Annotated in this window: 19 protein-coding genes; 9 read left to right on the top strand and 10 right to left on the bottom strand. The window is 42.2% G+C overall.

Features of this window, described 5'->3' with window-relative positions; translation table 11 throughout:
• Window positions 1–31: 31 nt before the first annotated feature.
• The 3 genes from jag to AT15_RS06695 are packed head-to-tail and all read left to right on the top strand — an operon-like array spanning window position 32 to window position 1,278.
• Window positions 32–748: an RNA-binding cell elongation regulator Jag/EloR gene (gene jag / locus AT15_RS06705; RefSeq protein WP_068347717.1), complete on the top strand. Its 717-nt coding sequence runs from the start codon at window positions 32–34 to the stop codon at window positions 746–748.
• Window positions 693–1,052: a cupin domain-containing protein gene (locus AT15_RS06700; protein ID WP_068347715.1), complete on the top strand. Its 360-nt coding sequence runs from the start codon at window positions 693–695 to the stop codon at window positions 1,050–1,052. Before jag ends, AT15_RS06700 begins: the two co-directional genes overlap by 56 nt.
• Before the next feature lie 16 nt (window positions 1,053–1,068).
• A complete protein-coding gene (locus tag AT15_RS06695; RefSeq protein ID WP_068347713.1) occupies window positions 1,069–1,278 on the top strand; it encodes an FmdB family zinc ribbon protein in 210 nt (69 codons plus the stop codon).
• Here AT15_RS06695 and tsaD read toward each other — a convergent pair.
• Together tsaD and clpX are read right to left on the bottom strand one after the other, a co-directional pair.
• Entirely contained in the window at window positions 1,275–2,255 is a 981-nt protein-coding gene (tsaD, locus tag AT15_RS06690; protein WP_068347711.1) for a tRNA (adenosine(37)-N6)-threonylcarbamoyltransferase complex transferase subunit TsaD, read from the bottom strand. The genes AT15_RS06695 and tsaD overlap by 4 nt on opposite strands.
• On the bottom strand, window positions 2,255–3,472 hold the full coding sequence (clpX, locus tag AT15_RS06685; RefSeq protein ID WP_068347709.1) for an ATP-dependent Clp protease ATP-binding subunit ClpX: 1,218 nt from the start codon (window positions 3,470–3,472) through the stop codon (window positions 2,255–2,257). Before clpX ends, tsaD begins: the two co-directional genes overlap by 1 nt.
• Window positions 3,473–3,602: 130 nt before the next feature.
• Between clpX and AT15_RS06680 the strand changes: the two genes are divergently transcribed.
• From AT15_RS06680 to AT15_RS06670, 3 genes are read left to right on the top strand one after another with little or no spacing between them, the layout of a single operon-like run.
• Window positions 3,603–5,231, top strand: coding sequence for a radical SAM protein (locus AT15_RS06680; protein ID WP_068347707.1), 1,629 nt, complete (start codon window positions 3,603–3,605; stop codon window positions 5,229–5,231).
• Between the two features lie 11 nt (window positions 5,232–5,242).
• A complete protein-coding gene (locus AT15_RS06675) occupies window positions 5,243–6,235 on the top strand; it encodes an asparaginase (RefSeq protein ID WP_068347704.1) in 993 nt (330 codons plus the stop codon).
• On the top strand, window positions 6,232–7,668 hold the full coding sequence (locus AT15_RS06670; protein ID WP_068347699.1) for an AI-2E family transporter: 1,437 nt from the start codon (window positions 6,232–6,234) through the stop codon (window positions 7,666–7,668). Before AT15_RS06675 ends, AT15_RS06670 begins: the two co-directional genes overlap by 4 nt.
• Here the strand turns inward: AT15_RS06670 and queA are convergent, their stop codons facing one another.
• Both queA and AT15_RS06660 read right to left on the bottom strand, forming a co-directional pair.
• On the bottom strand, window positions 7,669–8,682 hold the full coding sequence (queA, locus tag AT15_RS06665) for a tRNA preQ1(34) S-adenosylmethionine ribosyltransferase-isomerase QueA (protein WP_068347698.1): 1,014 nt from the start codon (window positions 8,680–8,682) through the stop codon (window positions 7,669–7,671).
• Window positions 8,679–9,647, bottom strand: a complete 969-nt coding sequence (locus AT15_RS06660) for a hypothetical protein (RefSeq protein ID WP_068347696.1) — start codon at window positions 9,645–9,647, stop codon at window positions 8,679–8,681. The genes queA and AT15_RS06660 overlap by 4 nt, the downstream gene beginning before the upstream one ends.
• 137 nt (window positions 9,648–9,784) lie before the next feature.
• On the opposite strand from AT15_RS06660, the gene rpmE reads away from it, so the two are divergent.
• The 3 genes from rpmE to glgP all read left to right on the top strand — a co-directional run bounded on the left by rpmE (window position 9,785) and on the right by glgP (window position 13,146).
• On the top strand, window positions 9,785–9,994 hold the full coding sequence (gene rpmE / locus AT15_RS06655) for a 50S ribosomal protein L31 (RefSeq protein ID WP_068347695.1): 210 nt from the start codon (window positions 9,785–9,787) through the stop codon (window positions 9,992–9,994).
• Between the two features lie 41 nt (window positions 9,995–10,035).
• Window positions 10,036–10,401: a S1 RNA-binding domain-containing protein gene (locus tag AT15_RS06650; protein WP_084251577.1), complete on the top strand. Its 366-nt coding sequence runs from the start codon at window positions 10,036–10,038 to the stop codon at window positions 10,399–10,401.
• A gap of 180 nt (window positions 10,402–10,581) precedes the next feature.
• Entirely contained in the window at window positions 10,582–13,146 is a 2,565-nt protein-coding gene (gene glgP / locus AT15_RS06645) for an alpha-glucan family phosphorylase (RefSeq protein ID WP_068347694.1), read from the top strand.
• A gap of 59 nt (window positions 13,147–13,205) precedes the next feature.
• Here the strand turns inward: glgP and AT15_RS06640 are convergent, their stop codons facing one another.
• From AT15_RS06640 to AT15_RS06615, 6 genes are read right to left on the bottom strand one after another with little or no spacing between them, the layout of a single operon-like run.
• Window positions 13,206–13,535: a hypothetical protein gene (locus tag AT15_RS06640; protein WP_068347691.1), complete on the bottom strand. Its 330-nt coding sequence runs from the start codon at window positions 13,533–13,535 to the stop codon at window positions 13,206–13,208.
• A 7-nt stretch (window positions 13,536–13,542) separates the two neighbouring features.
• Entirely contained in the window at window positions 13,543–14,340 is a 798-nt protein-coding gene (locus AT15_RS06635; protein WP_068347689.1) for a DUF72 domain-containing protein, read from the bottom strand.
• 1 nt (window position 14,341) lies between these two features.
• Entirely contained in the window at window positions 14,342–14,935 is a 594-nt protein-coding gene (gene pduL, locus AT15_RS06630; protein WP_068347687.1) for a phosphate propanoyltransferase, read from the bottom strand.
• A 20-nt stretch (window positions 14,936–14,955) separates the two neighbouring features.
• Entirely contained in the window at window positions 14,956–16,062 is a 1,107-nt protein-coding gene (locus tag AT15_RS06625; RefSeq protein WP_068347685.1) for a GTPase, read from the bottom strand.
• The gene (locus tag AT15_RS10120) at window positions 16,059–17,120 is read right to left on the bottom strand and encodes a YqeG family HAD IIIA-type phosphatase (RefSeq protein WP_235598528.1); all 1,062 of its coding nucleotides are present in this window, start codon (window positions 17,118–17,120) and stop codon (window positions 16,059–16,061) included. The genes AT15_RS06625 and AT15_RS10120 overlap by 4 nt, the downstream gene beginning before the upstream one ends.
• Window positions 17,098–17,352: a DUF4911 domain-containing protein gene (locus AT15_RS06615; RefSeq protein WP_068347683.1), complete on the bottom strand. Its 255-nt coding sequence runs from the start codon at window positions 17,350–17,352 to the stop codon at window positions 17,098–17,100. Before AT15_RS06615 ends, AT15_RS10120 begins: the two co-directional genes overlap by 23 nt.
• Window positions 17,353–17,355 lie beyond the last annotated feature (3 nt).

The following is a 17,355-nucleotide window of genomic DNA, read 5'->3' as shown; positions in this document are numbered from 1 at the left end:
ATATCGTCTTAGATTCAGGAGGTGCTCTGGCGTGAAACTCGATACGATTAAAGCTCCGAGCGTTGAAGAAGCGGTAAGAACGGCAATTTCAAAGTACGACGCTTATGAAGATGAATTAAACGTCAAGGTAGTAGAGAAAGGCTCAAAAGGTTTTTTAGGCTTTCTGGGCGGTAAGGAAGCGGTTATCGAAGTTCAGCTTTTACCCAACTATTTCGAGAGGAAAATAGGAGAATATCTCGAAGGAATATTGAAACACTTCAACAAAGATGTGGTTTTTGATATCAAAATCGAGAGAAAAACCATTTTCATCGACATAAAAGGAATAGAGGTATCCAGATTGATTGGAAGGCATGGAAAAACTGTCAGTGCTTTTCAGCACATAGTAAGCATATATGCAAACAGGCTTTCCGATGTTAAGCTAAACGTTTCTGTAGATGTCGGGAATTACAAAGAAGAAAGAAGGCAAAATGTTGAAAACCTTGCCTACAAAATGGCGCAGCTTGTTATTCAAAACAGAAGAAGAGTGGAGCTCGAGCCCATGTTCGCTAAAGAGAGAAGAATAGTACACGAAGTCGTATCAAAATATAGAAACCTGAAAAGCTATTCTGTAGGACTTGAACCCTACAGAAGGGTTGTAATTGAATTTGTTTCTAAGAAACCATACCGAAAAAGCTACGGGAGGCGTTTGACAAATGAAAGACAAAATAATCATAGGAAAATCTCTCGAAATAAAACCTCAGAAGTTTGATAATAAAGAGATAAAAGGCGTTGAAAAAAGGGTATTGATAGGCAAGAATCTTGGCGCTCCGAATTTTGTCATGAGGCTCTTTACAGTTGCCCCGGGCGGCCATAGTCCGAAACACTCACATGATTGGGAACACGAAGTGTACATTTTATCCGGGACCGCAACAGTTGTCACTCCCGATGGTGATAGAATTGCTGAAACAGGTTCTTTCGTATACGTTCCGGGTAATGTGGTTCACCAGTTCAGAAATGACAGCAAGGAGGCACTGAAGTTCATCTGTGTCATTCCTGAATACGCTGAAGAATAGAAAAGGAGGGGAAGCTATGCCAAGATACAGATACGTCTGCGAATCGTGCGCAAATGAAATCGAAGCCTTCCAGAAGATAAGCGAAGAACCTTTAACTACCTGTCCCTCCTGCGGGGGAAAATTGAGAAAGGCCATTGCAAGCGTTGGAGTCGTGTTTAAGGGAAGTGGTTTCTATTCGACCGATTCTCGAAGTTCTTCCGAGAAAACAAAGAGTTCCGAAGACTAAAATTTGAGATAAGGTATCGCATTGGTACCCAGGGGAGAGAATTCTCCCCTTTTTGCTTTATGGTATGCTGCCATTGCGATCATAGCAGCGTTATCAGTGCAGAACTCTATTGGAGGAAAATAGATGCTGTACTTCCCCTCAGAAAGCCGCCCGGCTTTTTCTCTTAGATAACTGTTAGCAGCAACCCCTCCGGCAAACACAATGTCCTTTAATCTATACTTTTCCGCTGCTGCAAAGGTTTTGCTTAGCAAGGAATCGACCACTGCAGCCTGAAAAGAAGCGGCGATATCTTCCTTTTTCGCACCGGGGTTCTTCTTTATAAAATACAGCACCGAGGTTTTTAAACCGCTGAAACTGAAATCATAATTACCTTTTTCACGCAAAGAACGGGGAAAGCTGTACTTCACTTCTCCTTTCTTTGCGAGTTTTTCTATTTCGGGTCCGCCGGGATAACTCAATCCCAGCAGCCTTGCCACTTTGTCAAAAGCTTCTCCAGCAGCGTCATCTCGCGTTTTCCCGACTCTCTCAAAGGAGTCCCAGGAATTCACGTTGAATAGCTCTGTATGACCTCCAGATACGAGTAGCATTAGAAAAGGTGGGCTCAACTTTGGGAAGGTGATCATATTCGCATATAGATGTCCATGCAGATGATTGACAGCAACAAAAGGCTTGTTCAGAGCCAATGCGAGTCCTTTGGCGAAGGAAAGGCCAACCAGAAGTGAACCCACAAGCCCTGGCCCATAGGTTGCGGCAAAGACATCTATTTCTTCTATGGATATCCCGGCTCTTTCAAAAGCCTCATCGACAAGCGGAACAATATTGCTAAGATGATGCCTGGCTGCGAGCTCAGGCACTACGCCACCAAATTTCTGATGAATCTTAATCTGAGAGGCAAGTACATTTGAAATCAACTTACCTTCATCGACAATCGCTATCGCTGTTTCATCGCAAGAACTTTCAATAGCAAGCACTTTCATCAGGCAGATTCTCTCTTTATAACTTTGGCTTCTTTGCGGCCTTCAACAACTTCCCGGGTTACAATAACCTTTTCAACATTTTTCATCGACGGCGCTTCAAACATGATATTCATCATGACGCTTTCAATAACGCTTTTCAAAGCCCTGGCTCCAGTACCCCGGGAAAGGGCTTTCTCTGCAATGGCTTCCAGTGCACCTTCTGTTAATTCAAGTTCAATGCCGTCAAGCTCGAGAAGTTTTTGGTACTGCTTTATGATCGCGTTTTTCGGTTCGAGCATTATCTTTTTCAGATCTTCGATATTCAGGTCATTCAGGGTCGTGAGAACGGGGAAACGTCCGACAAATTCCGGAATAAGACCGTACTGAATCAAATCATCAGGTCCTACGTGTGAAAGGATCTCTCCGATTCGATAATCCCTTTTACCCTTTATTTCCGCACCAAAGCCCATAGTGGATGTAAGGATTCTCTCCTGGATTATATTCTCAAGTCCATCAAAAGCTCCTCCAACAATGAAAAGTATGTTGGATGTATCAACCTTGATAAATTCCTGATAGGGGCGTTTCCTTCCACCTTGCGGGGGTACATTCGCGAGGGTACCTTCCACGATTTTCAGCAGGGCTTGCTGAACCCCTTCGCCAGATACATCCCTTGTTATGGATGGATTGGGTGATTTTCTCGCTATTTTGTCGATTTCATCTATATATACAATTCCGTACTGGACTCTTTCAACATCAAAGTTTGCAGATTGCAGAAGCCTTAAAATGACGTTTTCAACATCTTCGCCAACATAACCGGCTTCTGTAAGAGGCGTAGCATCAGCTATGGCAAAGGGCACATCGAGAATTCGGGCAAGGGTTCTCGCAATAAGCGTTTTTCCGGAACCCGTTGGACCGATAAGCATAATGTTGGATTTCTCAATCTCTACATCTTCCACGCCTTTGAATACCCGTTTGTAATGATTGTAAACCGCAACAGAAATGGCCTTTTTAGCGGCTTCCTGTCCTATTACATATTTATCCAGCTCAGTTTTAATTTCAGCCGGGGTAGGTAGTTTTTTCCCTGATTCCCTTATGGTTTTTACATCCTGTTTCAGGATATCGTGAAAAAGGTCTACACATTCATCGCAAATGTATCCCTCTGCGCCCGATATCAGTTTTTTTACCTGCGAAGCAGGCCTACCACAAAAAGAACAATGTTTTTCTAATGGCAAGTCCATTCCCTCCTAAAAGTTACTGTTGTTATTATACACTCAAATATGCGCAAGCGTTGTGAATAATTAATTAATAGTCGGCTTTTCATTGGCGTAACCTTATGATGATATCATTTTGCATGAGGAGTGTGATAGATTGAAAGCCGCTTTAATAGATGGGTATATTGATGAACCTGCTGCTCTTGGTGTACCGCCTTACATTTCTCAGCGCGTCAGGGCAATAGCTGGAATTTTTTATTCCAGAGGCATCGATGTAGATTATTTTACGATAGATACCATTCGAGAAAAAGGGTTGTGGGACTCTTTTGACACCTATGATTATCTTGTTCTTCATGGTGGGTTGACCACACCGGGCCATTATACAGGAGGAACGCCTGCAAGCCTCAGCGAATTTGAGAAGCTCCTTCTGTTGAACGATAATCCCACAAAAATAGTCGAAGGCCCTATCGTGGCAGGGTATTCCCTGAAAGGTGGTCGAAAAGCCCGGGAAATTTCGCTTGAAAAGGCAGATGCCCTTCTTAGAAACGAACTGGATCTGGCTGATTTCCTTGGCATAGATATCAACAGCAGGGGCTATTATGAGTTGATGAATGAATTTTACAAACTCGGTGCCGGCATTTTACCCCAGCATCCCGGATATCCAAACATAATAGTGGAATTTGATATTTCAAGCGGTTGTGAAAGAAGGGATAATTTCTGCTCTTTTTGCACAGAATCCCTTCTTTATGGAAATTTCAAAAGTCGTGACCTTGCGGGCATTGTGGACGAGTTAAAAGCACTGAAAGCAGTTGGGGCAAAGGCCATCAGATTTGGTAGAAGCGCAAATGTAACTGCTTACGGTTACGACAGGGAAAAAGACCAGCCAGATCCAGAGGCAGTGGAATTGCTGTTTCAAAGCACTTCAGCAATCTTGAATCCGGAAGTCTTTCATATAGACAACGGAAATCCCATATTCATTGCAAGACACAGAAAGCACTCGGAAAAAATCATAGAAAGTATCGTTAAATACAACACCGTGGGTGATACAATATCATTTGGAGTTGAGAGTTTTGACCCGGTTGTTAGACGTCTGAACAATATTGACGGAACTACTGATGAGATAATAGAAGCAATAAAGATTGTAAATGAAATCGGAAATGTGAGAATCGATGGCATTCCCAAGCTTTTGCCAGGCATAAATCTTTTGTACGGCTTGCCTGGGACTACCAAAGAGACTTTTGAGATCGATTTCTCCCTTTTGAAGGAAATCCTTGAAAGAGACCTTATCATCAGAAGGCTGAATATACGGCAGGTAATGGTCTTTGGAAACACACCGCTATCGAAGCTTGAGCTTCCCAAAATGAATAGAAGCGCCTTTGAAAGATACAAGAAGAATGTTCGGAATACCATAGATAAAGAAATGATTCAGAAAGTTTTTCCCATTGGTGCGATAATAAGAAGAGTGATACCCGAATTCAAAAGAGGGGCTCTCACCTTTGGCAGGCCCCTTGGAACGTATCCGATACTTGTCGGAAGTTATGCTCCCTTTGATGAGCCGATGGACATGGTGGTAATAGCGCACGGAGCGCGTTCTGTAACAGGCATTCCTTTGAAAAGCAATCTAAACTCCATGGATATGAAGCTTCTCGAGAGCATTCCGGGTATCGGTAGGCACAGGGCAACGAATATCTTACTGCATCGCCCCTTTGTTTCGTGGGAGGATGTAAAGCGGTTATTGGGTGAGGATATCTGTACACTCCTGAAAAAAATAGGTGTGGTTATATAGGAGGGATGAATTTGAAAAGAATAGCCCTTATCACTACCGGTGGCACAATAGCTATGACAAAAGACCCAAAAACCGGTGGGGCAGTTCCTGCACTCTCGGCTAACAGGAATATCACCGAAATAGACCGATTAAAAGAGATAGCCATGATAGAGCACCTCGAATTCTCAAACCTTCCCAGTCCGCATGTTTCTCCGGCAATCATGTGGAAACTGTCATCTCTGGTTAACTCCCTTCTCAAAAGAGATGACATCGCAGGTGTTGTTATAACCCACGGCACAGATACACTGGAAGAAACCGCTTATTTCTTAGACCTATCAGTAAATAGCGATAAACCCGTAATTTGTACCGCTGCTATGCGGAGCATTGATGAGCTGGGTACAGATGGGCCTAGAAATGTCGTCTCATCTGTCAGGGTAGCAACCAACCCCATGAGTATAGATATGGGAACCATGGTTTGTCTTAACGACGAAATTCACGCGGCTCGTGAGGTTACAAAAACATATACCAGCAATGTAGCTACTTTTGATTCGCCGGGATATGGCCCCCTGGGGATAGTCGATGAAGACAAAATTATTTTCTATCGTAAGCCCCTTCAAAGGGAAACCATCGAAGTGAGTCAGATAGAAGAACAGGTGGCTCTTTACAAAACCTTTACCGGCGACGATGGGCGAATTCTGGAAAGCCTTCCAAAAATGGGATTCAAGGGTATTGTTCTTGAAGCCTTCGGGCGCGGCAATGTGCCACCGAAAGTAGCGGATGTTATCGAAAACCTGGTCAAAGCTAACATTCCCATAATCATAACTTCAAGATGCTTCAAAGGGAGGGTGTTAGGCGTTTATGGATACAAAGGCGGAGGATTGCAGCTTGAAAAGGCCGGTGCCATTTTTGCACCAGGGCTTTCTTCTCAAAAGGCAAGAATCAAGCTGATGATTATTATGGGCCTCACAAAGGATATAGAGAATATCAGGGAATATTTTTTGCATTCCAAAGGAGGTCAGCAATGAAGAATCTATTGAAGTCTCCAAGATTTCTGGTCATGATTTTCACCATCGTATATTTTCTGGTCGCCTTTTTCCTTTTAACGATTTCTGCAACAATCTCTGCAATCTTTATCATAACGATAGCGATCGTATTTCTCGTTGAGCCATGGATCAAATTTGCCACCTCAAAGTTGAAAGTCAAACGTTGGATTGCCATTGCGCTGGGGCTTGGTGCGCTTTATCTCACTCTGATACTTATTGTAGTATTCTTATTTCAGCCCATTGCCAATCAGGCTTCCAGCTTTTATTATACTGCTTTGAATTTCTTTCCTTCCGATAAAAGTGCTGAACTCAGCATCCCTGAAATAGAATTCCGCTTAGATACCATACTCAGTGAACACAAACAGGAAAACACTATAAGTGATGAAGAATTAAACGCCTTAAAAAAAGATTTGCTCTCATATTTTACAGAATATGAACTGTCCTCGTTCGAAGATCTACCGGTAGAGGATATCGCAAAGGGAAAGTTTGCCGTAATTCTCCCGGTAAAGAAAAAAGAACTGGAAAAAGAAGAAATCACACGGATAATTTCAAGTCACGAAAAATTCTCCAGCAGCGCCACCAGTCTGGCAGATAAAATCTGGGAAAGGACCTCCGGGTTCAAGTCGGAGGAAAACTGGCGATCAACATTTGGATGGTTAGTTGACAGTTTGATAAAAAAAGATGAGAACAAAAATGAAGATGATACAAAACTTGAAGAAATTGAAGAGAGAAAGGCGCAGATTATGTCGAGTATAAGAAACATCCTGATAGAGGTCCAATTGAAATTCAGAGAATACCTCACTGCCTTTCTCGAAAAACTGCCTTCACTTGTTTCAGCGACATTCTCAGTTATGTTCTTCGTGATCATCGGGACTGTGTATCTTGGCTATTATTTTGGTGATTTCAAGAAGCACCTGCCAGAAATATATCCCGGATCTTCCAGAGGTCTTGCAAAGCGCTTTCTCAAAGACACTTATGGAAATCTCGAACGTTATGTGGTGGCAATAATTCTTGTTGCGCTGGTAACCGGTATCAGTGTGGGAATCATGGTCAAGATTCTCGGGCTTGATTACAGTTTGCTTATGGGTGTGTGGGCAGCCATAACAAACCTGATACCAATCGTGGGGGTTGTGCTTGAATTTATCCCGTTATTCCTTCTTGTAGTTTCGGGGCAGAACTGGATAGCGCTTGTTTTTCTCCTGGTCTTCCTTGTGACCATCCACACAGTTGCATTCATAGTATTCCTGAAGTTAATGAAGGGATATACGCGCATAAACCCCGTGCTTATAATAGTGATGATAATAATAATGGCACAGCTCTTTTCAGTAGCAGGTGCTTTCATAGCCGCACCTCTGGCAATTATCCTGAAAAAGTTCTGGGAGCATTTTATCAGGCCTACTCTCAATAGAGTGTGATTACAAAATCAGACACGCATCACCGAAGGAGAAGAAGCGGTACTTCTCTTTGACTGCTTCTTTGTAAGCTTTTAATATCTTCTCTTTTCCGGCAAAAGCTGAAACAAGCATGAGCAATGTAGATCGAGGTAAATGAAAATTGGTTATCAGTCCGTCGATGGCTTTGAATTTGTAAGGCGGATAGATGAAGATATCTGTGTATCCAGATTCTGGCAAAACACGGCCATCACTCCGGGCAACAGATTCGAGGGTTCTGACCACAGTCGTTCCTACTGCGATTATCCTTCCGCCCTTTGCGCGGGTTTCCTCTATCTTCTTTGCCGTTTCTCTCGAAATGGTGAAGAATTCTTCGTGCATTTTGTGTTCTTCTATTTTCTCAGCTTTTACCGGCCTGAATGTTCCTATTCCAACATGCAATGTTATATAAGCGATGTTTACACCTTTATCCTGAAGACCGGTGAGCAGTTCCTTTGTGAAATGAAGCCCCGCTGTTGGTGCAGCAACAGAGCCTTCGATTTTTGAATAAACAGTTTGATATAGTTCCGGATTCTCTGGATATTTTCTTATATATGGAGGAATAGGCATTTTCCCGATTTTGCGGATTCTTTCTTCTGCATCGGGTTCACAGAATTCAAGAATTCTTGTGGAGTCAGGAAGATGATCTATTACCTTGCAACTCAATTCATTAAAAATCAAGGTACTTCCTTTCTTTATTTTGGATCCCGGTTTTACTATGGCTTTCCAGATGCCATCATTCAGTTTTTCTATCAAGAGAACTTCTACTTTCGCTCCCGTGCTTTTTTTTCCGAAAAGCCTTGCGGGGATTACCCTGCTGTCATTCAACACCAAAAGATCGTTGTTCCTTAGAAAATCTTTTATTTCAAAGAATCTCTTGTGTTCAAATTCCTCCGAGTTCCGCCTTATTACCAATAAACGGCAATGATCCCTGGGTAAAATTGGTTCCTGTGCTATTAGTTCCTCTGGCAATTCAAAGTCAAAATCAGCTGTCTTCATACTAAATCCTCCGGTTTGATTATTTCTATACCTTCAATGTCATATTCTAAAAATCTGTCGTAGCTCAGAATACGCCCATTCAAGCTTCTTGCGAGCTGGATGATCCTGTCATCAGCTGGGGAATAAAGTTCTACATGTGGTAAATACAATAACTTCTCGAGTTCAAGTTGCTGGCTCCCTTTGATTTTATACCGCACATTTTTATCAAATATAATACGGTATGGAAAATATACTGGCGATGAACGTGCAAAGAGCTCAAAAAGCCTGGTGATGTTTTTCAAATCGGGAAAATCAGATTTAGAGTATATAATATTGCTGCCATCTATAACAATCGGGATAGTTCTTTTTGCAAAGAGCACAGCACGCACATAAGGATGAGAGTATTTCAACTTCTTCATTTTTCTTTTTGCATCATCGTTCAGCTGCTTTATTTTATTGCGCCCTTCCTTCAGTTTTTTCAAATCATTCAGCTCGATGCTCCTCAAAAAAGCAGGAAGATCATAAGGAATGGGTAACTTTTTGAAGTTAAGAGCACATTCGAGCATTATATAGTTTTCGAAGACACTTCCTAAAAAAGCATCGCATTCTTTTGTCCAGCGGAAATACTCATCAAGGCTTGTCCATTTGGCGTTTTGCGGGAGCGGTGGATATGAAAAGGGATATATGTAATAAAGCAACCTTAAAACTTCAAATATTTCCGACTCGCTCAATTCTGCAACGAATTTTACCTTTTCCTCAAGAGGTCTGCCTTTTTCGGCAAGTATTTCTATAAGGAAGCTAAAAGCATCGCCTGTATCCAATATTTTCAGTTCGCCGAGTTCTTTCTTCAAAAAATGGATAGCCTTTTCAGACCGGGCACTTCTCAATATGTAAGAAACTTTCATCACTTCGCGCTTTCTGGCTTCATAATATGAAAAAAAACCTTCTTCATAAAGCTTCTCTTGCGCTTGTTTGAGTATTTTCATGCAATCACACCTTTTTAGTGGGATAATAGCGGTGATACAGATTTTTTACCTTATATTACTACATTCCTTTGACAGTATCTCAAGCATATGATATAATGAACTTCGTAAAATTAAACTATTGAAGAGGTGAAGGCCCGATGAAAAAAGGTATACATCCCGAGCTAAAGCTTGTTACGGTAAAATGCACATGTGGGGCAGAACACAAGTTTTGGTCAATACGCGAGGACATAAAAATTGACCTTTGCTCCAATTGTCATCCTTTCTATAAAGGCGATACAAGTTCCCTTATTGTAGATACTGAGGGAAGAGTACAGAAATTCAAGAACAAGTACGGCGACAACTACTGAGTTGTCACTTATTATATTTGAAACCATTGGAGGTTAGGAATGTGAGTGCGAAAGTTGGCAACATTGTTGAAGGAAAGATCACCGCTGTAATGAAGTTTGGGGCTCATGTAGAGCTGGAAGGTGGTGAGCAGGGTTTCCTTCATATCTCCAAGATCTCCAAGAGTTACGTAAAGAACATCGATGATCATCTCAAGGTAGGGCAAAAGGTCAAGGTGAAGGTCGTGGGTACCACTCGCGATGGAAAATGGGAGCTTTCCATCAAAGACCTGGGAGAATCGGGTAACGAAGACCAGAACCTGGACAAAGATTTTGAAAGAAAGCTTTCGAAGTTTTTAAAAGACAGTTCCAGAAAGATTTCTGATTACAGAAGAAGACTCGATAAAAAGCGAGGAATAAAAAAGAGATAATTCATAAGGAGAGCTCTGGCTCTCCTTTTTTTAAGCTTTCCCGATTCATTTCTTGCGAAAATCCGCATTTTCAACCAATATCCAAGATTATTCCCGAATAAGCTTTTATATCATGGATTTTTGGCTCATTTTGATTTATAATTGTTATGCGATCTTTATACTCTGGAAGGAGGTCCTTCGATGTACTTTATCGAAAAAATGAGGGCTATTCCCCGACTACCTGACAGAATTAAGAAGCTGGAGGAACTTGCTTACAACTTCTGGTGGACGTGGAACCCCGATGCTGAAGAGCTTTTCAAAGAAATGGACCAGGATTTATGGTACGAAGTCAAAAGAAGTCCTGTCAAGCTATTGAGAAGAGTTGATCAGGACAAGCTTCAGAAGCTTTCAAAAAATAAGGAATTTCTTGAAAATTACGACCGGGTCGTGAAAAAATTTGAACAATATATGAGAAGCAAAGATACCTGGATGGCTCGCAATTACCAGGATAAAGTCGATAAGCAAATAGCCTATTTTTGTGCCGAGTACGGACTTCACGAATCTTTCCCCATATACTCTGGCGGGTTGGGAATACTCGCTGGTGACCATTTAAAAACGGCCAGCGACCTGGGCTTGAATCTCGTTGGTGTTGGTCTCCTTTACAGGCACGGATATTTTAAGCAAACTATTGACAAGACGGGCTGGCAGCATGCCGAATTCCCTGAATACGATTTTGAGGATTTCCCTATAAAGCCCGCTTTTGATGATGACGGAGAGGAAATTTACGTAAAAGTGGACTTCCCCGAAAGGCGTATCTGGGTGAAAATATGGCAGACAAACGTCGGCCGAACCCCCCTTATCCTTCTTGATACTGATATTCCTCAAAACGACCCCGAGGACAGGAAAATTACCTCACAACTCTATGGTGGCAACAGGGAAACGAGAATACAACAGGAGATAGTTCTTGGAATAGCAGGCGTTAGAGCCCTCCGGCTTCTTGGATACAATCCTAAAATCTGGCATATGAACGAAGGGCATGCCGCTTTCTTAACTCTGGAAAGGATAAGAGAATTTATTCAGAACAAAGAAATGGACTTCAGAAGCGCTGTCGAAGCCACTAAAGCGGGCAATGTTTTCACAACTCACACTCCAGTACCCGCTGGCAACGATGTTTTTGAAATAAACCTCATCGATAAGTATTTCAATGATTTCTGGTCAAAATTGAATATATCCAGAAGAGAATTCCTTGACCTCGGAATCGAAAAATCCAAAGATGGCCATGAGCATTTCAGCATGACTGTACTGGCACTAAGGGTATCCGCCGTTTCGAACGGCGTGAGCGAGTTACACGGAAAGGTTTCAAGACGCATGTGGACCCATGTATTTCCCGATTTTCCGGAACCTGAGGTTCCCATTGGCCACGTCACGAATGGAGTCCATATATGGACCTGGCTGAACAGAGACTTGAAAGAGCTTTTCGACCGTTATTTCCCTGAAAACTGGCATGAAAATGTTTCTTCACCCGAAGTATGGAAACATGTGGATGATATACCCGATGAAGAACTGTGGGAAGTGCACATGAAACTTAAAAGACGGATGCGCACTTTCCTGCACGGCAGGTTAAGAAGGCAGAGACTCAGGCTTGGAGAGACAATAGAGGATCTCATGGAAGTTGAAGATATCTTACCTGAAAATATATTAACCATTGGCTTTGCAAGAAGATTTGCCACTTATAAAAGGGCTACTCTCATTTTTAAAGACATCGAAAGGCTTAAAAAAATCCTTACTGACCCAAAACAGCCTGTGCAGTTTATCTTCGCCGGAAAAGCTCATCCCGCTGATGACCCCGGGAAAAACCTTATCAAGAAGATTTACGAAATTTCGAGAATGCCAGAATTCAAAAATCGTATTGTGATTCTCGAAAATTACGATATGAACATTGCAAGGCACATGGTAAGTGGTGTTGATGTCTGGCTGAACAACCCAAGGCGCCCTCATGAGGCCAGCGGAACAAGCGGGCAGAAAGCAGGAATGAACGGGGCTGTTAATTTCAGCGCCCTCGACGGCTGGTGGGTTGAGGGATACAACGGCGAAAACGGCTGGACGATAGGCGATAACAGGGATCATGAAGACACAGAACTACAGGACAAAATAGACAGCGTTTCCATATACAGCATACTTGAAAAGGAAATCGTCCCTCTTTATTACAGCACCGATGAAAAGGGAATTCCCACGGGCTGGATTAAGAAGATGAAGGAATCAATCAAGAGCATCGCTTTGAATTTCAACACCCACCGGATGCTCATTGATTATGTAGAAAAGATCTACTCAAAAGCAATGAGTTCAGTGGAATTCACAGAAAAGGACAATTACAGCGGAGCTTTGTCTCTTTCGAAATGGAAACAGCGACTAAAGCAAAATTGGGATTTTATCAGGATCAAGCCTAATATCCCGAGAGCCGGTTTCAGAAGCAGCATAAGTGTGGGACAATCAATTGAAATTACTGCAAATGTTTATCTGGGCGAACTGTCGCCGGAAGAGGTTAAAGTGGAGATTTTCCTGGCACAATTTGATGAAGATGAAAAGATGATAGCATTCAAAACCTTTCCTATGGAAATAGAGAAAGAGGATGTCCATGGAGAATATCTGTATCGTGGCAAATTCAAGGTCGAGGAAGAAGGGAAAATGGCGTATACGGTGCGTGTTGTGCCAAATCCCGAAAGAATGCCGCTAAGCAGCTTTATTCCCATGGCAAAATGGGTGTAGGAAAGAAAAAGACAGGCAGGCAAAAACATACATCGACGCGGGTTTTGCCCGCGTCTTTTTTAATCAAAATCCGAAAAATCAGTGAGAGATTTCTCAAAGTCTGAAGGTGATATTTCACCCCAGACATAAGATTTTAAGAGACCTGGAAGCGTTCTCAGAATTTCAAGCTCTTCCTCAGTAAATACCCTTCGCTTAAGGTCGTAGCTATCCCGAAAAATTATCTGAGTGGTATCATAACCTGCTACAAGCATTCTAAGAGCAACGCTCAAAATTTCGTCGATTTCGTTCTCCCTTAAACCGAATTTGGAGAGTTCATCGAAGATCTCATAAGGCTCGGACCCATCCGAAAGCATTCTCAATACGATGTTGAAGTAGTCACTGTAGTTCATTGAGAGTTCAGGCACCTCCTACAATTTCTCTGAAACGAAGAGCGTTGTGAACTGCATTGCCCATATGACAATTGTTGAAGTAAACGTACACATCTAATCCCTTCGATAAGAATTCTATCACGTCCAGCGCAAAAAATCTCAACTCGTCATCAGAATAATTGTAGTTGTATCTTTCACTTCCATTAGAAGTAAACCAATCAACATTCCTCCCATGAAGTCTGAAATAAGCCGCACCGCGGCCAGCAATTGAACGGTAGCCAAAAAGATTGTCTATTTTCGGGGCATCGACGATTACCGGAATGGCATTTTGTTGGATCAGCATATTGCCGTATTCATCGATTTCCCAGCTGCTGTGCCTGAATTCCACGGCGGGAATAAGCTCGCTTTCAGTACAGAAATCCATTATTGCTTTCAAATAGCCAAGGTTATCATTAGTGGGCCTGAATCCCCATGGGAACTGAAAAAGCACAGGACCTAACCTTCCCTCTGATCGAAGAGGGGCAAGGGCGTTCTTAAAGAGTGTGAGGTCATCAATTGCTTTTTCAAATTCAAGATTTTTCCAGTATTCATGGGTAATAGAACCCGGTGACTTCACGGTAAAATGGAAATCACCGGGAACCTTTCTCGAAATTGCTGCCAGAGTATGATAATCTGGCATACGATAATAAGTAAAATTCAGTTCAACGGTATTAAAATGCCAGATGCTTCTATAATAGTTCAACATCTGCGAAGGTTTAATATCTTCGGGATAGGCTGTTCCTATCCAATCTCGAAAATGATAACCGCTCGTACCCAGATAAAACAAATTACAGCTCCTCAACAACAAAAACTTCGTCGTTATTGTTTATCATTGCAGCGTTTGCTTCGTCAACATCAACGTGGAATTCAAGGGCATACGAACTGCTAACCCTGACGAGCACATCGTCGAATATGGTTTTTCTCTCACCGTTACCTTTACAATATACCATAACAAGGTCTTTATCTTTTACTCCAAGCTTTTCAGCATCTTCAGGGGTCATGTGTATGTGCCTTTTAGCAAGGATAACGCCTTTTTCGAGCACCACTGTCCCTTTGGGTCCCACAAGTGTAAGTCCCACAGAACCTTCGTGATCCCCTGAATCCTTTATCGGAGGTTTTACGCCCAGTTTGAATGCATCGGTTCTGGAGACTTCCACCTGAGTTGCTTTTCTGACCGGTCCGAGAACCCTGACCCCTTCGATGGCACCTTTGGGGCCTACAAGTATTATTTTTTCCTGAGCTGCGTATTGCCCGGGCTGTCCAAGATCTTTAATAGCAGTCAGTTCATATCCTTCTCCAAAGAGGATCTCGAGATCTTTCTGAGAAAGATGAACGTGTCTGTTAGACACTCCTGCTTTGATTGGGTAATCCTTTAATTTCACCGAAACACCTCCAAATCGATTTATTTTTTGAACTTTAGAGGACCGATAAGTCCATTTCTCACTATGGGTTCAGTGTTTCCCGGATGAGTAATCGTTATCTCAATGGGACCTCTTGCTACATTTATCCATCCCAATCCCTTTATTGCAACTTCCTGACCGGTAAGAAGCTTCAAATTAACGCTTTTCCATTCGTGAGCTCCGAGCTTTTTACTGGAACAGGGCGGAAAGAGAAAAGCCCCGAACCAGCTTTCCCATTTTTCCTTTGCTATTTCTGGATTGGTTTCATGAACAGTGACACTTTCGGGTGAAATCACATGAAAAATCGGCCCGGGCAGTTTTCCGGGTTGCACATCTATTTTAACAAAACCGCTCAAAAATACCGTCCTTGTCTTTTTCTTGGGCTTAATGGTGTGAACCACGAGCTTTTTTTCGGGTATTGTTCTGGATTGACAGGCATTGTCCAGCAAATCCGTTACTCGATCCCCGGTTATTATTCCCGGAGTATCTATGAAAGATAAACCGTGTTCCTTACAATGAAATTCGACCGCTTCAAGGGTAGTTCCGGGGTATCTGCTTATGGTTAATGTGTTCATTCCAGCGAGAGCATTCAAAACCGATGATTTTCCAACATTTGCCACTCCAACGGTTATAAAGCGCTTTTCTTTCTTCTCCTTTAGAAATTTCAGGAGTCCTGAGATTCCTCTGTTGTTCCTGGCGGAAAGTAGCCTTATCCTTGTGGACTGAACCTTTAATCTGTTCTTTACCCATGATTTAATCTCTGATGGCGTTATTTCTTTCGGTATGAGATCGACCTTGTTTATCAAATAAAAAACATTCTTACCACTTAGAAGTTCTTGAACTTCTTTTCTGAAAGTACCTTCAAAATCAAAGATATCTACTATGTACAATACATTGTTGGCCAGGGAAAGGTATTTCTTAAGCAAATCCAGAGAATGCTCCATCTGAAAGCTTGCCGAAAGTTTCCCATAATGTTTAAGGGAAAAGCAGCGTTTGCAATAGACCTCTTTTCCCTCTCCCAGCCTTCGCTCGAGCACATCGATGGGAATATAGCCGGGTGCTTTTTCGTTAATGGTTTGTATTTCTACACCGCAACCTTTGCATTTCACCTTCTGATTTCCTCCAATGCGGTTTTTCGCTTTATTAATTTCAAAAAGAGCTTCTCAATTCTTCTCATCATGCGCGTCCAGTAAAACTCTCTTTCGGAAATGGGATTTACTTTTATGGTAAAAGCTCCAAGCAAATTTCCCATCAGTACATCGGTAAAAAGCTGATCCCCGATAACAACTGAATGATAAGGCTTTATTCCCCTTTTATGCAGGTACTTCCTGGCTTTATGGGGAAAAGGCTTTCTCGCTTCAGAAATAATCTCTACTCCAGGAATAAAAGCTTCTATATTTCTGAGCCTTGTTCTTCGCCCATTTGAAATGATAACGATTTTCAGTCCCACCAGTTGAATACGACGAATAAGGAGCTCTTTCTCCTTTGACAATTCGTCGCTTCCCCAGGGTTCAAGTGTATTGTCAAAATCCAAAATAACGAGTTCATACCCCGCTTCCTTTAATTGCTCAAAGTCGATATCCGAAACATCATCGATAAATAGATGGGGATTAACAAGCTCTGTGATTCTCAGGAACCAGCCAATTGTATAGAAGAAAATCGTGTAAGTCGCTATTGTCATGAAAGCCGCAAGCTTCTTGTAAAAAGCTGCTTCTTTGCTCACAGCCGGCTTTACCATTATGGTATACATGCCCATGCGGTTGCCTGCTATTACATCGGTCAAAAAAAGGTCCCCTATGATCACTGTACTTTCGGGTTTGGATTCTAGCGCTTTTAAGACTCTCAATAGCTCTCTGGTGCCGGGTTTTTTCATAGAATGATAGAGCTTGATGCGATTTCCAAAGAATCTTTTCATGTGCTTTACTCTATCATAGGGAGCGTTTGTGACTACTGCCACTTTAAGCCCCATTTCCAGAAGTGACTCGATAACCTTTCTGTTTCTTGTATCAAACTGATTACGCCATGTTGCAAGCGTATTATCATAGTCAAAGAGTATGGTGTCGTACCCCAGGTCATGCAATCGACTATAATCTATATCCCTTACACTCTTTGCTCTTTCCCTTGGCAGAGGTAATTTTAACGAATCAAGTATGGCCTGGATTCTCACGAATTTCCACCACTTCCAGATTTATTACATTTTTTATGCTATCAAGAAAATTCAAGGCTTCCTGCAATAAATCACCCGGAACAATAACCTTCAAATAGCCTTCCTCAGTCGTATGCCGGATGTTCATCAAATTATCTTCGGCTTCTGCAATATAGCATAGCACATGTATATCCGGCCTGGCGATTTTCAAATATAAATCGTATTCTTTTGGCGTTTGTTCATTTTCCTTCATAGG

It is taken from the genome of Kosmotoga arenicorallina S304 (genome assembly GCF_001636545.1).
Lineage (GTDB): Bacteria > Thermotogota > Thermotogae > Petrotogales > Kosmotogaceae > Kosmotoga_B > Kosmotoga_B arenicorallina.
The sequence above is the reverse complement of the archived record's forward strand: the minus strand, read 5'-3'. Positions and strand labels throughout refer to the sequence as shown.

What these genes read in the sequence shown, in the direction of transcription:
- queA (WP_068347698.1), bottom strand. Translation starts at nt 8,682, where the DNA reads ATGAAGACAGCTGATTTTGACTTTGAATTGCCAGAGGAACTAATAGCA.
- AT15_RS06660 (WP_068347696.1), bottom strand. Translation starts at nt 9,647, where the DNA reads ATGAAAATACTCAAACAAGCGCAAGAGAAGCTTTATGAAGAAGGTTTT.
- AT15_RS06615 (WP_068347683.1), bottom strand. Translation starts at nt 17,352, where the DNA reads ATGAAGGAAAATGAACAAACGCCAAAAGAATACGATTTATATTTGAAA.
- glgP (WP_068347694.1), top strand. Translation starts at nt 10,582, where the DNA reads ATGTACTTTATCGAAAAAATGAGGGCTATTCCCCGACTACCTGACAGA.
- AT15_RS06695 (WP_068347713.1), top strand. Translation starts at nt 1,069, where the DNA reads ATGCCAAGATACAGATACGTCTGCGAATCGTGCGCAAATGAAATCGAA.
- rpmE (WP_068347695.1), top strand. Translation starts at nt 9,785, where the DNA reads ATGAAAAAAGGTATACATCCCGAGCTAAAGCTTGTTACGGTAAAATGC.
- AT15_RS06640 (WP_068347691.1), bottom strand. Translation starts at nt 13,535, where the DNA reads ATGAACTACAGTGACTACTTCAACATCGTATTGAGAATGCTTTCGGAT.
- clpX (WP_068347709.1), bottom strand. Translation starts at nt 3,472, where the DNA reads ATGGACTTGCCATTAGAAAAACATTGTTCTTTTTGTGGTAGGCCTGCT.
- AT15_RS06700 (WP_068347715.1), top strand. Translation starts at nt 693, where the DNA reads ATGAAAGACAAAATAATCATAGGAAAATCTCTCGAAATAAAACCTCAG.
- AT15_RS06670 (WP_068347699.1), top strand. Translation starts at nt 6,232, where the DNA reads ATGAAGAATCTATTGAAGTCTCCAAGATTTCTGGTCATGATTTTCACC.
- tsaD (WP_068347711.1), bottom strand. Translation starts at nt 2,255, where the DNA reads ATGAAAGTGCTTGCTATTGAAAGTTCTTGCGATGAAACAGCGATAGCG.